The organism is Niabella beijingensis (assembly GCF_020034665.1).
Lineage (GTDB): Bacteria > Bacteroidota > Bacteroidia > Chitinophagales > Chitinophagaceae > Niabella > Niabella beijingensis.
This window is the reverse complement of record NZ_JAIQDI010000001.1, coordinates 3,112,275-3,126,734: the sequence shown is the minus strand read 5'-3', so window position 1 is coordinate 3,126,734 and position 14,460 is coordinate 3,112,275. Positions and strand designations below refer to the sequence as shown.

Genomic DNA, 14,460 nt, shown 5'->3' with positions numbered 1-14,460 from the left:
AGCGGAACTTAAGTTTCTGTTAACATTCTCCTGTTTAATTTTATAGGGTAACTGATTCGTATGAGAAATCGACTGTGCTACTGTTTGCCTGTTCTGCTGGCTTATTTCCTGCTCACCATGGGTGCAGCTGCGCAAACCGGTCCGCCACCGGGAATGATACAGAAACTTTATTTAAACCCCAAGGCTGCGGGAGGAGAGAACCAGTCCCGGTTCATTGACTCCATAAAATTCATCCCGCTGGAGCCGAATACGGACGCACGTATTAATCTTTACAGTTATGTTCAGGTAACCGACCGGTATTTTATTATTATCAACTATTCCGAAAAAAGTTTTCTTCTTTATACCAAAGCAGGAAATTTTATTAAAAAGGTCAGCTATAAAAAACTGGGAGAAAATTTTTGGCCCGATTATCAGGAACAAAACAATCAGATCGTTTTCTGGGGAAACAACAAGAACTATGCACTGACACAAAGCGACAGAATAAAGATCGAATTGAACAGAAGCGACCCCAGGAACAGAAAATATTTTAAAAAATACATTATTGACCTGAATGATACAACATTCAAACTTAAAAAAGCCCTGCCATCCGAATATGAGATCATCAATGCGTATCATTATTATGACGATTATTATATACGGTCAAAGATCACGACCAGCCCTCTTTACAAAGACTCCCTGGATTATGAGCTGAAAATCTACAGGAACGGATCACCCGTGAAAGCCTATTTTCCGTATAATCGCATCAGTGAACCCCGATACTTATTCACAGAGCAATACGCTGCAGCTTTAAAGATGGATACCCCTTATATCCGTTATCTGACAAGACCCTACTGCGATACCATCTATAAACTGACACGGGATCGTATATCGCCCCTGTATCAACTGGTACTCCCGATCGAGAACAGCCTCCCCCCAACGTTCTTTACCAAACCTTTTAAAAATAAAACGGAACGGGACAATTTCAACAGGAATAACGGATGGCTGCTGCGGCAGATCTACCTGGTGTTTGAATCTAAAAAATTCATGGTACTTACCGCCAGTTACCTGTCGAATTATGAACTGTATGTGTATGACAAACAAAAGAGCGTTTTTTACAACAGTAAAAAAATAAAGGCGGACAGTTCCCAATACAACCTGCAGTTGCTTTCAGAATTTAATACCTCAAGACTCGGAAATAAATTTTACAAACTGCAAAAAATAGACGAACTGAAAGAGTTCTTCAACAAAAATAAAACGATACCTGTTCCGAAGGAACTGGAAGCCCGGTTAAAAATGGCGGCAAAAGATCCCGACCCGGTCATTATTGAATACCAGTTCAAAAACTGATTGAATGAAAAACCTGCTTTGTATGCTGCTTTGCTTTGCCTGTACGGAGGCACTATTTTCCCAAACCGGGGGAATTACAGGAAGGGTTCTGGATGCAGCAAGTAACCTGGGCCTGGAATCGGCGACGGTGAGTATTCTGGATAAGGACTCTTCACTGGTCAGTTATAAACTATCAGATAAAAACGGAGATTTCTTATTTGACCGGCTTCCGGCAAAAAAACAACTCTTACTGAACATTACCTACGTAGGTTATCAAAGTTTTAGTAAACTGATACAACTGAGGGATCATGCAATAGATACCCTGAACGTATCACTGGCGCTCAATTTAACGGATACCAATTCAGTAGTGGTAACCGCGGCCATTCCTGTACGCATGAACGGCGATACGCTGGAGATCAATCCCGCCGCGTTTAAAATGAAACCAGATGCTGTGGTAGAAGAATTGTTGAACCAGGTACCCGGCATTACCATCTGGAGCGACGGGACCATAACCGTCAACGGTCAAAAAGTAAAAAACTTTTTTGTAGACGGGAAACCATTTCTGGGCTCATCAGACCCAAAGATAGCTACACAGAATCTGCCTAAAACCGCAATAGAAAAGATCCAGGTCTATCAGGAATATGACCGTACCTATAAAGAAAGAAAAACACAGCGGCAGGATTCCACGCTGACCATGAACGTAAAGCTTAAGGAAGACAGCAAAACAGGTTATTTCGGAAAGATCAGTGCAGGTTATGGCAGCGGCAAGCGTTTTGAAACCGACTTTTCACTTCAGCTGTATAACAAAAAAACAAGCTTCGGGATCGGCGGGGGCTACAACAATATCAATAAAAATATAGATAACCTTCAGCAGCTTTTCCAAAACAATACCTACCGTAACTACAATCCCAATCTGTATTATGTGGGAGAGTTCGGGGCGGAAGGCATCAATAAAAATCATTCCATCGGCGGTGTCTTTGTTCATAATTTTATAGAAACTTCCAATAGCCGGCAAAATAACCGTATCACCGTCAACTACAATAAATCGGGCAACGCTACCAATGTTTCCAATTTAAGTTTACAGAACCGGACCACATCTGAAAATCCCCAGTTTGAAAAACAGGAAGGTATCCGGAGCGACGCCGGCAACAAACACGATATAGGACTCAATTATGTGCTGACCAACAGCTACAATGATGAGCTGACTATTAACGGGCGCGCCACTTTTAATAATCAGAACGGGCGCTCGGTATCCGGTATTGAGGTACGCAATCCCGCGGGCCAGTTACAGAGCACCAATAATACTACAAGCACCGAAACTGGCAGTAACAACGTGGAATCGATGGACCTGGTTTTTTCGAAAACAGATGCCGATAAACCCTTAAAAAAGTTCAGGGTGCAATACAATCTCAATAACAATGATGCCGTTTCTGAAAGAACGGTGCAGAGCGCCTTCAGCTCTTACACTGAAACTGCAAAGGACACCTCCTATAACCGGAATTATAACACCCACAATTCCTCTTTCAATACGGGCGCAACATTTGAATACGGCGGATTGAAACGGCTGCTACTGGGACGATACAACCTGTTTGGAATTGATCTCAGCTTTAATCAGTGGCTCAATTATACCCGGTCGGTCAGCAATAATAAGGTCGCCGACTTCGACAGTACCACCAACAGTTTCATCGACAACAGCAACCTGTCCTATCAAAATAAAAGAGAGGTATTTGAGTATACTCCTTATCTGGCACTTTCAAAAAGCTTTTTTAAATGGAGCGATAAGTTTTATAAAAACTTCTTTTTTGAAGTACGGCTGCTGGATGATATCAAAACAGACAAAAATCAATCTTCCATTGCAACACGGAATCTGAATCGTAATTTTAAATTCTTCCGCTATGAGGCAGGTTTTTCACATAATTATACAAGACAGGAAAAATACCAGTATTATACTTCGGTAAACTACCGGAAAAATTATGAATTTCCCTCCATTGATCAGCTATATCCCGTTGTGGATGACATCAATGCATACAGCATCCGTTTGGGGAATCCTAATCTTAAAAATAAAACAAACCATACTGTTGAAGGTTATGCAAATTTTAACAGCAACAATCAGAAATCGTTATACACCTTCTATAGTTCCATTAATACAGGTTATACATTTTCGCTAAATCCCGTTTCAGATAGTGTCATCAATGATCCATCAGGCAAACGAATTTACTATTATATCAATACGGACAAGTCCATGAACAGTTATTTGAATTTAGAGTTAAACCTGTCCAGAAAATTGAAAAAAAGCAGCATCCAGCTTACTTACAAGGGAGCATTTAACAACAGTAAAACCCCTAACTACATCGACAACATATATACCACCAGCAGCAATAATAACAGCACGCACGAAGCCGCTCTGCAGTTCTCGCTCCGGTCATTGATGGTCTTTAATTTCGGCGAAATCTGGAATACATACCATACACGGCAAACAGGACAGGGGCTTACCCCGTCCAGCACTTCCCTGAACACCACAAAACTGGGTATCACGCTCAATGTTCCCAACAATGTTACTTTCAGCAGCACCCTGAACCATATCTATAACTCCAGCCTGGACGACCCCACGATTTTATGGAATGCATTTGTCTCCTACCGTTTTATGAAACAACAGGGGGAGCTGAAGTTTTCTGCAATGGATCTGCTGAAACAATATCAAAACATTTCCAACAGTATTGATATTTACGGGACTACCACACGGATCACCAATGGATTGCAGCAGTATTTTCTGCTGACCTTCTCTTACTACCCGCGCAAATTCGGAAAGAAAGAGTTAAAACAGAAAACAAATGAGCAGGTTTGGTAGGGGTAAAAGACCCGAAAACAGCTATGTATAAAAGCAATACAACCGCCGGCTTTAATGGTGGCAGAGGAAGATCAATCCACCAACAGTTAGCGCTAATGAAAACTTCCTGGTGATAGCTGATTGCTGACCGCTTATTCCTGCTTGGCGAGCTTTTCAGAATTTTCGGCAAACTGTAACTGGTCGATGAATTCCTGGATCTCACCATTCATAAAGGCATCCAGGTTATAGGAAGTAAGGTTGATCCGGTGATCGGTCACCCTTCCCTGGGGATAGTTATAGGTCCGGATCTTCGCACTCCGGTCGCCCGAGCTGACCAGGCTTTTCCGGTGACGGGCAATTTCCTCTTCCTGCTTGCGCACCTGTTCTTCATACAGCTTGGTCCGCAGCATCTGCATGGCTTTTTCACGGTTCCCCAGCTGGGTACGTTCCGTCTGGCAGATCACCACGGTACCGGTAGGGATATGCGTCAGCATCACTTTTGTTTCCACTTTATTCACGTTCTGGCCGCCGGCGCCACCACTGCGGGCTGTTTCCATCTTCACCTCGCTTTCCTTCAGCTCAAAATCGATCTCCTCCGCTTCCGGCATCACTGCAACAGTTGCGGCGGAAGTATGTACCCGTCCCTGGGTTTCCGTATCCGGCACCCGCTGCACGCGGTGCACCCCGCTTTCAAATTTCAGGGTGCCATATACATCATCGCCGGTTACCTCCAGCTGTACTTCCTTGTACCCGCCCACGGTTCCTTCACTTTCACCAAGCACAGCGGTCTTAAAGCCACGGCGTTCGCAGTATTTCACATACATCCGCAGGAGATCGCCCGCAAAGAGGCTCGCTTCATCACCACCGGTACCCGCACGGATCTCCATGATCACATCTTTACCGTCCTGCGGATCTTTGGGGATCAGCAGCTGCCGGATCTGCGCTTCCATTTGCTCCTTACGCTCTTCCAGACCGGCAGCTTCTTCCTTTGCCAGTTCCCGCAATTCTTCGTCATCACCGCTCAATGCCTCTTTGTTAAACTCAAGATCGCCCAGCAGTTTTTTATAATCATTGTACGCGGTAACAATTTTTTCGAGGCTGCGGTATTCCTTACTGGTAGCTGCAAACCGTTTATTATCCCCAACAATTTCAGGGTTGGTAAGTGCTATGCCCAGCTGATCGTACTTCGCCTTTATCGCTTCTAATTTATCTAACATCAGAAAAGTTTATTTTTGATAAACAGGGCGCAAAGTTAAATGATTTTAGGCGATGAGTTTTATTAAGTTACAGGGAACAACCCTTTTTGACGGAACAAGGATGCTGAAAGACACCGTATTGATAATAACCCCGGAAGGGCGCGTGGAAGCAGTGGTTCCCCGCACCGAAGCAGGTGATGATGTAAAAATCGTCAACGGCCTGCTCAGTCCAGGGTTCATCAACTGTCACTGCCACCTGGAGCTCAGTCATATGAAAGGCATTATTGAAACCCATACAGGGTTGCTAAAATTTGTAAACCAGGTAGTTAGCAAGCGAAACGATAATATAGCGGACCTGCCCGCGGCCATCGAAAAAGCAGAAAACGAAATGCTGGAACAGGGGATCGTAGCCGTTGGCGACATCTGCAATACAACCGATACACTATCCCTCAAAGCAATGGGGCGGCTGTATTACCACAATTTTGTGGAAGTGATCGGTTTTGAGCCGGCGCAGGCACAGGAGCATTTTAACCGGTATAAGCTGGTTTATGACGACTACTGCCGGGCGGTTGATCCCCGGCAGGTCTCTTTAACACCGCATGCCCCCTATTCGGTTTCCACCCCACTCTGGCAGCTGCTGACCGCATTCCCGGGCAACCGGCTGCTGAGTATTCACAACCAGGAAACACCGGAGGAAAATGAATGGTTCTTAAAGGGCACCGGCGGCTTTAGTGCCTTGTATGATCGGCTGCAACTGCAGCAACCGCCCATCCCCCCGGAGGGCAAAACCAGCATTCAGACCTATGGCGCCTACCTGAACAACCGCCAGCAGGCCCTGTTCATTCATAATGTATTTACAAGTGCAGAAGATATCAGGTACATCAAAAAACGGGTTCCTGAAGCATTCTGGTGTCTTTGTCCCAATGCAAACAGCTACATCAGCAACCGGCTGCCCGACATCCCCATGATGATGGAGCAACAGGTACCGCTGGTACTGGGTACCGACAGTCTGGCCTCTAATTACAGCCTCAGTATCTGGGATGAGATACGCTGTATTCAAAAACAATACCCGCAGCTCTCCCTGGAACTGCTGCTCACCTGGGCTACCCTGAATGGTGCCAGGGCCTTACAGATCGCAGACCGGTACGGAAGTTTTGAAAAAGGGAAAAGCCCCGGAGTATTGCAGATCGCTGAAGACCAGGTGTGCAGGCTTTATTGATGCCGGCTTTATTACACCATCAGCCAAGCACTTCCCGCAGCACGGGCAGGGTCCGCAATCGTCCGAACTCCGGAAAGTGCAGTGAATAATACAATTCAAGCAGATCCAGCAGCTGGTTGCGTTTATGGGCAGAAAGCTTCATATCCTTTAATTCGGCAGGCAACCGCGCCTGCAACAGTTCCACCAGCAGCAGGGTCAGTTCCCGGCCGGCATAAAAATGATGAGATGGCGGAGTTTCGGCAAATTCCCCGCTCTGAAGGTCCAGCAGCAATTGTGGCGAATGAAACAGGCCCGCGGACGGTATCCCCGGAGAAAAGCCGAGAATGCCGCAGAGATGCGCTGCAAAAAAAACGGGGAAATTGGCTGTAACCGTAGCATCCGATACATCCAGTGCCAGCAGGCTGTCTTCCACAAACCCGAACAGGTCTTCATTGGCCTCGGGCTGACGCAGCGTTTTATGCAACAACTCGATCAGAAAAACGGCTACACCGTTTTTGATCACATCACTGAAAATATGCTGATAGATCCCGGAAAATTTAAATTCTTTTATACGGTTCAGGCTTCTCAGTTCATTGTGGTAGACCACCAGCTCCAGCAATGCCGCCGGCTGAAAAAACACCGCCTTGTTACCGCTTTTTCTGCCGCCGGAGCGGACACCGTTCACCAGGTACGACTGAAGGCCCAGTTTATCGGTATAAATGGTCACAATAACGCTTGTTTCGCCATATTTTGCTGTTCTGAGAACAATGCCCTTTGTTTTATGTAGAATCGCTGTCAAGTCCGTCCGGGATCGGTTTTCCTCGTTGCAAGGTATGTTTTTTGCAAATAATGGTGGTTTACTTTTCAATAGTTAGTTTTGCACCACATGAGATATGATTAACAGTAAGCTGTCTTTTTCAAAACCGGATCTGCATCCAAAAAGATTCCCGGTCATTTCATTGATAAATGGCATCCTGTGAACGCACTGTTTTTTGTTTCTTTGCAACTCATTTTTAACGCATACTTAAAATTATATGTGGAAACAAACCGGCCGTTTTATTCTTAAATACAGGTTCCCTTTGCTGATCGCGCTGGCAGCCATCACCGCACTTTCAGCATTTTGGGCCAGCAAAGTGGGATTGAGTTATGAATTTTCAAGAGCGATCCCTACCAACCATCCGGTAAATATCGCCTACCAGGAATTCAAAAAGAAATACGGGGAAGACGGCAATATGCTGGTGGTGGGTGTGCAGACCGAACAATTGTTTTCCGAAAAAATATTCACAGCCTATCTGCAGTTGCAGGCCGGTCTGAAAAAGATTCCCGGGGTGGAAGATGTGATCAGTGTACCTACGGCCATCAACCTGGTGAAGAACGCAGCAACTGAAAAATTAGCGGTGGAAAAGATATTTCCGGAAGGCGCGTTGACGCAAACACAGATCGACAGCGGTGCAGCGGTGTTTCAGCGCCTCCCCTTCTACCAGGGGCTGCTGTACAATCCCCGCACACATGCTTATTTAATGGGCTTAAGAATGAACAAGGAGGTCATTAATTCTGCCAAAAGGGATGCCGCCATCGCTGCGGTAAAAGAGCAGACCCAGGCCTTTTCAAAAGCTACCGGACTGGATGTGAAACTGAGCGGCCTGCCGTATATCCGTACCGTACTCGCGGCCCGCATTGCGCATGAGATGCGGTACTTCCTGGTGGCCTCCATCCTGCTTTCCGCCATTATCCTGCTGCTGTTTTTCCGGTCCTTCAGCTCCATGCTCCTTTCCCTTTCCGTGGTTATCATCGGGGTGCTCTTCAGTTTGGGGACCATGCACCTGATGGAATACAGCATCACCCTGCTGACCGCCCTGATCCCTCCGCTGATCGTTGTAATAGGCATTCCCAACTGTATCTATTTCCTGAATAAATTTCATACCAGCTGGAATGAGCTGACCGGCGATCTGTCTGCCGAAGAAATAAAAGCCCGGAACTCAGCACTGAAAAAAGCGGCCATAGAAAATATGGTAGGCAAGATGGGGATCGTTACCCTGTTCTGTAATCTTGCGGCAGCGGTGGGCTTTGCGGTATTTGCGCTTACGCGAAGCGAGATCTTGCAGGAGTTTGGTGTGGTGGCCGGTATCAATATCATGCTTCTTTTCTTTATTTCACTGGTGCTGATTCCCGTTGTATTAAGCTTTTTGCCTGCACCAAAATCCAAACATACCCGCTATCTTTTTAACCCGCGTCTCAACCGCTGGCTGGGCCGGCTGGAACGCTGGTCGATCAACCACCGGAAACTGGTTTATATTGTTACCCTGTTGATCATCGGAATCACTTCCATTGGGATATTCCGGCTGAAAAGCAACGCGCATATGGTGGACGATGTACCACAAAAGGATAAGATATATACCGACCTGAAATTCTTTGAAAGCAATTTCAAAGGTGTCATGCCCCTGGAGATCATAGTGGATACGAAGAAGAAATCCGGTGTGACCCGCAACTTTAAAAACCTCACCCGCATTGACTCGCTGGCACAGTACCTTGCCTCAAAACCCGAAATAGCAAGACCTCTGAGCATCACCGAAGGGTTGAAGTTTGCCAAACAGGCTTTTTACGAAGGCGACTCAAGCAATTATTCAATGCCCTCCGAATTTGAGCTGCCGGGACTGGCACAGTACCTCAATATGGGCAGCAATTCGGGCGGCCAGCAATCTTCTGCTTTCACCAGGCTGCTCTCCGGTTTTATGGACAGCACCGGACGGGAGGCCCGTATCAGTGTTAATATGGCCGATGTGGGGTCCTACCGGTTGCCGGCCCTGATGGGCGATATCCAGCACAGGGTGGATCAGCTGTTTCCCGCAAAAGATTATAATGTAAAACTCACCGGCACCTCCATCACCTTTCTTGAAGGCGGCCGTTTTATCATCAACGGATTAAAGGAAAGCATTTTCTGGGCCTTCCTGCTGATCGCGCTTTGCATGCTGTACCTGTTCAGATCGCTGCGCATCCTGCTCTGTTCACTCATCCCCAACCTGATCCCGCTGGTGATCACTGCCGGCATCATGGGTTGGGCCGGTGTTCCGCTAAAACCCAGTACCGTATTGATCTTTAGCGTTGCATTGGGGATTGCCATCGATATTACCATCCGGTTCCTGGTCAATTATAAACAGGAGCTGCCAAAACATCAGAACGAAGTGGTGGCTACGGTGGTTCAAACCATTCACAGTACCGGTATCAGCATCCTCTATACATCCATGGTGCTGATCGCGGGTTTTATCATTTTCTGCTTCAGCAATTTTGGAGGCACACAGGCATTGGGCTGGCTCACTTCACTTACACTGATCACAGCCACGTTTACCAATCTTATCTTACTGCCCGCATTGCTGATCAGTTTTTCAAAAAAACCGGGCAGCCGCTGAAAAAATCCGGATTCATCGCATTATGAATCAGGATAAGCAGGGTCGTTTCAGAATAAGGCACCCTGAAACCGGCGCTTTCCGGCACATCAATAAAATGGGTAAACAAGGGCGCCGCACGCACGTAATCTTTGTAATCCGGAGTGGCAAATGAGCGTCTCAGCCGCAGCGCGGCGGTAATTTCGTACACCGGGCCGCTACTATGACCGGTGTGCTGCACCTTCATTGCCTGTTACCGTCACTTACTTCAAGGATCAGCGCTGCATTGCAGTTTGTATTACCGAAAATTAACCGGACGCGGGTGTGGTTCATTGAGGGAGGAAGTCAGGGGTGCCAGGCATTAAAAAAGGCCACAGTAAACTGTAGCCTTTTTATATTTCAGTATATTCTTTGCTTATTTGGCTGCGGGGGGTTTTGTTGCACCAGCTGCTCCGGCTGCGGGTTTTGCGCCACCGGCTTGGTTGGTTTTAATACCCAGCTTTTCAGCAATGCTCATGGTAAGGTCATCCGTCGGAGGGATTACCAGGAAGGCTTCCGGCTGCAATACATATGTATAGCCTTTTTCTTTTGCAACAGTGTTTAATGCATCCTGTGCTTTTTTAACCAGTGGGCCGAACAGCTCGCTTTGTTTTGCCTGGTTCTTCTGACCGGCATACTCCTGCCAGTTGGCCAGTGCAGCGCGGATCGGTCCGATCTCTTTTTCCAGTGCAGATTTTACAGAAGGAGAGGTTGCCTTTTTGATCATGCTGTCCTTTTCCATATATTCTTTCGACAACTGCTCATATTCACCGCCGATGGAATCCTGCTGAAATTGCTGCAGCTGCTGTTGTTTTTGAGGGAATTCAGGTAAATTGGCGATAATGGCATCCAGATTTGCCGTAGCGATCTTTTGCGCAGAAACAGCAGAGCCGGAGGCAACTACAAGACCCAATGCCAGGGCAAGGATTTTTATACGTTTCATTTAAAAATTTTTTGTTTGTCTGACCGGGTAACGTTCTCCGGTCGGACGGGTTTTTAAGTTTATTTTGTTTTTATTAATGAAATTTGATTCCGAAGCGTTGCGGCTTGCTTATTTTACAGATAGTAATTTCAATACCTCATCACTCTTGTCCAATTTCGGGTCGGCAAATATAATGGATTTCCCCTCACTTTTGTCCAAAACCAAATCATAACCTTTTTCGATCACCAGCTTTTGAACAGCACGGTTCACCTTCTCCTGCAGCGGGCCCATCAGCTCCTGTCTTTTCTTAAACAGATCCCCCTCAAAACCAAAACGTTGCTTTTGCAGGTCCCGTAATTCTTTTTCTTTTTTAAAAAGATCATCTTCTTTTTTTCTCCGGGCATCAGCACTCAGCATGCTTTGCTGGGAGTCATACTCATCGTAAGCCTTATCCAGATCTGCCTGTTTCTGATCAATTTCTTTCTGCCAGCCGGAAGCGGTATTATTAATAGAAGCCTGTACCTGCTTATATTCCGGCAGCTTATCAAATATATAACGCGTATCTACGATCACATATTTTTGGGCCATTGCAGCAGATGCTGAAAACAGCAGCCCGATAGTCAATACAAGTAGTTGTTTCATATACAAATCGGTTTTTCTTTTCTATAGATGCAAAATATTGCGGAAAGGTTTACTCAGGTTCAAATCCGAGCATAAAGGTGAACTTACCCGCATTCTTCAGACCCTGCCCGGGTACCAGGCGGTCGATACCGATCCCGTAGTCAAATCCAAGCAGACCGAACATCGGCAGGTAAAAACGCATACCCAGACCCACACTGCGGCGTAACTTGAATGGATTATACTCCTTATAATCGTGCCAACCGTTAGCGGCCTCAAAGAAAGCCAGTCCGTAGATCGTGCTTCCGGGGTTGGTTACCAGCGGATAGCGCAGCTCTGCCTGGTATTTGTTAAAAATGATGAACATGTTCCGGGTATCCCCGCCACTTCCGTTATCAGGATTTACTGTGGGATCGGAGTTGGTATAGATCGGGTACCCGCGGTGTGCAATGATGTCGAAACCGGTCAGGGAATACGTATTGCTCATCCCGGCATCCCCCAGCTGGAACCGCTCAAACGGCGAGTAGTTCAGGTCTTTGTTGTAACGGCCCATAAAGCCGTATTTGGCAGCCAGCTTCAGTACAAACTGGCGGTTCTTATCTTCACCCTTCGGACGTCCCAGCGGCACATACCATTGTGCACCGAAACGCCATTTATGATATTCCACATTTTTATACTGATTCTCATTAGAAGTGCCGGTTGAAGAAGATCTGAAGGCAGAATAAGGCGGGGTGGCCTGAACACTTGCCATCAGTTCGCTACCGCTTCTCGGGAAGATCGGGTCTGATACTGAAGAACGGCTCAGGCTAAGCTTAAAGCTAAGGTTGTTGGAAATACCATCATCAAACGGAAGTCCGTACTGATAGCCCATCTTTTTTACCTTATACCGTGTATAGGCAACGGTATAACCGATGGTGAAGTAGTCATCCGGCCATTTTAACTGCTTGCCCAGTCCCACACTGATCCCGTTTACCGTAAGTGAAGTATCTTTCGAAAACCGGTATCCGCCGCTCCGGTAAGGATCATAGAAGGAGGCATTATATTTTGTGTTATTATACCCCAGGGTCAGGGAAGTTCTTTTCTTTCCACCCAGCCAGGGCTCTGTAAAGGAGAAGTTGTAGGAACGGTATACCCGTCCGTTCGACTGCACGCGGAGACTGAGCTTTTGTCCATCCCCTACCGGCAACGGATCCCAGGCTTCTTTTTTCCAGATATTCCGGATGGAGAAGTTATTGAAAGTAACCCCCAGGGTACCGGTAAGACCGATACCTCCACCCCATCCGGCAGAAAGCTCCAGCTGATCGGATGATTTTTCCTTCAGCTTCCAGTTGATGTCCACCGTACCGTCTGCCTGGTTAGGTACAGGCTGCGGGTTAATGGACTCCTGCTCGAAGTAGTTCAGCGTATTCAGCTCCCGTATGGAACGCATCAGGTCGGTACGGCTGAAGAGCTCACCCGGTATGGTCCGCAGTTCCCTCCGGATCACATGATCCTTTGTGCGCTCGTTACCCATGATCACCACATTCTTGATACGGGCGATGGGGCCTTCCATGATCCGGATCTCATGATCGATAGTATCATTGTAGATCTTTGTTTCCACGGGTGTTACATTAAAGAACAGGTACCCTTCATCATTATAGAGTGTGGTGATATCGTATACATCCTGACTGGGTTCCAATCCCAGCTTTTTATTCAGCACACTGGCATCATATACATCGCCCCTGTTGATACCGAGGATATTGTTCAGCACAGTATCCGAAAATTTGGAGTTCCCTTTCCAGGTCACATTCCCGAAATAGTACTTGTGCCCTTCATTTACCTTGATGTCGACATACATTCGGTTGTTCTGTATTACCTGTGTATCAGCAACGATCTGTGCATCCCGGTATCCTTTGGCATTAAAGTACTTCAATACCTTTTCCTTGTCTTCCCCGTATTTTTTGGTGTTGAATTTGGAAGAGCTGAAGAATTTAAACCGGAAATAAGGGTCCAGCACTTTCAGTGTTTTGGTGCCGGTAAGAAAGCCCCAGTCCTTCATGTATTCGTTAAAGCTGTAGATCTGATGGGGCCCATAAGGACTTATATAGGTGGAAGGATACAGCGACATCCGGGTCCGCTCTTTTGTGCCCTTCATTTGTTTTTTCAGCTTGGCGGCCTCCACACTCTCATTCCCGAAAAAGTTCACCTCATCAATTTTTACCTTTTTGCCTTTGTTCACTTTAATAGTAAGAAAGATGGAGTTGGGATAAACCGGGTCCTTGGATTCATCCAGGTTGGTGATCACATCGTAATACCCCTTGTCTTCAAAATAGGTTTTTATTACCTGGTGGATGTTCTGCCGTATGTTTTCTGAGAGAATGCGTTGTTTTACCAGTCCGATTTTCTTTGTAAGTTCTTCGATCTCTGTCTTTTTGATCCCTTCATACTTAAAGTTTCCCAGCCGGGGGCGCTCTGTAACAGCGATCTCGATGCTTACTTTATCATTGTCCACATGGGTGATGTATACTTCAACATCAGCAAAAAGCTGTTGTTTCCAAAGGTTTTGGATCGCCCGGGAAAAGATGTCCGAACCCGGGTACATGAATTTCTGCCCTTTCTGGATCCCCGAAACAGACAACACAATGGACGAGTCCAGGTTGGTAGCTCCTTTGATCACGATATCGGATACCACATATTCCCGCGGGGTGTTTGAGTGGAGGAATTCCTGCAGACGGGGATCAACAGAAGTGACCGGCGTTGTGTCTACCTGAGCAAAGGCATGATTTACCGCAAAAGAAAAGAAGGATAAAATACAAACTTTGTATATAAAAAAACGCATATAAGGGTTAATGTATTACGGTAATCAATTTTATTTTGCAAAGCAGGAAGCCCTAAATATCCTTGAACCTGTTACCATCTGCTGCCATTACCCGGGTAAAAGCAGGTAAATGACAGCCGGGTAACCCTAACGCTTCATTCCCATTGCGGCGGCA

The 14,460-nt window shown here is 46.4% G+C and carries 10 protein-coding genes; 4 read left to right on the top strand and 6 right to left on the bottom strand.

Going from position 1 to position 14,460, the window contains the following annotated elements:
- The first annotated feature begins 60 nt into the window (after window positions 1-60).
- Both K7B07_RS13115 and K7B07_RS13110 read left to right on the top strand, forming a co-directional pair.
- Window positions 61-1,326: a 6-bladed beta-propeller gene (locus tag K7B07_RS13115; protein WP_223710295.1), complete on the top strand. Its 1,266-nt coding sequence runs from the start codon at window positions 61-63 to the stop codon at window positions 1,324-1,326.
- A 4-nt stretch (window positions 1,327-1,330) separates the two neighbouring features.
- Window positions 1,331-4,153, top strand: a complete 2,823-nt coding sequence (locus tag K7B07_RS13110) for a TonB-dependent receptor (protein ID WP_223710293.1) — start codon at window positions 1,331-1,333, stop codon at window positions 4,151-4,153.
- A 131-nt stretch (window positions 4,154-4,284) separates the two neighbouring features.
- Here the strand turns inward: K7B07_RS13110 and prfA are convergent, their stop codons facing one another.
- Entirely contained in the window at window positions 4,285-5,349 is a 1,065-nt protein-coding gene (gene prfA, locus K7B07_RS13105) for a peptide chain release factor 1 (RefSeq protein WP_223710291.1), read from the bottom strand.
- 52 nt (window positions 5,350-5,401) lie between these two features.
- Between prfA and K7B07_RS13100 the strand changes: the two genes are divergently transcribed.
- Window positions 5,402-6,547, top strand: coding sequence for an amidohydrolase family protein (locus K7B07_RS13100; protein WP_223710289.1), 1,146 nt, complete (start codon window positions 5,402-5,404; stop codon window positions 6,545-6,547).
- 19 nt (window positions 6,548-6,566) lie between these two features.
- On the opposite strand, the gene recO is transcribed toward K7B07_RS13100, so the two are convergent.
- The gene (recO, locus tag K7B07_RS13095; protein ID WP_223710287.1) at window positions 6,567-7,325 is read right to left on the bottom strand and encodes a DNA repair protein RecO; all 759 of its coding nucleotides are present in this window, start codon (window positions 7,323-7,325) and stop codon (window positions 6,567-6,569) included.
- Between the two features lie 235 nt (window positions 7,326-7,560).
- Here recO and K7B07_RS13090 point away from each other — a divergent pair, with 235 nt between their 5' ends.
- Window positions 7,561-9,933 carry an efflux RND transporter permease subunit gene (locus tag K7B07_RS13090; RefSeq protein ID WP_223710285.1) on the top strand — a complete coding sequence of 791 codons (2,373 nt, stop codon included), beginning with the start codon at window positions 7,561-7,563 and terminating at the stop codon, window positions 9,931-9,933.
- On the opposite strand, the gene K7B07_RS13085 is transcribed toward K7B07_RS13090, so the two are convergent.
- The 4 genes from K7B07_RS13085 to K7B07_RS13070 form a co-directional block, all read right to left on the bottom strand.
- Window positions 9,902-10,156 (bottom strand): hypothetical protein, encoded by a 255-nt coding sequence (locus K7B07_RS13085; RefSeq protein ID WP_223710283.1) that lies wholly within the window; start codon window positions 10,154-10,156, stop codon window positions 9,902-9,904. The genes K7B07_RS13090 and K7B07_RS13085 overlap by 32 nt on opposite strands.
- A 168-nt stretch (window positions 10,157-10,324) precedes the next feature.
- Window positions 10,325-10,891 (bottom strand): OmpH/Skp family outer membrane protein, encoded by a 567-nt coding sequence (locus K7B07_RS13080; RefSeq protein WP_223710282.1) that lies wholly within the window; start codon window positions 10,889-10,891, stop codon window positions 10,325-10,327.
- Window positions 10,892-10,999: 108 nt separating this feature from the next.
- Entirely contained in the window at window positions 11,000-11,512 is a 513-nt protein-coding gene (locus tag K7B07_RS13075; RefSeq protein ID WP_223710280.1) for an OmpH/Skp family outer membrane protein, read from the bottom strand.
- 49 nt (window positions 11,513-11,561) lie between these two features.
- A complete protein-coding gene (locus tag K7B07_RS13070; protein WP_223710278.1) occupies window positions 11,562-14,306 on the bottom strand; it encodes a BamA/OMP85 family outer membrane protein in 2,745 nt (914 codons plus the stop codon).
- Window positions 14,307-14,460: the final 154 nt, after the last annotated feature.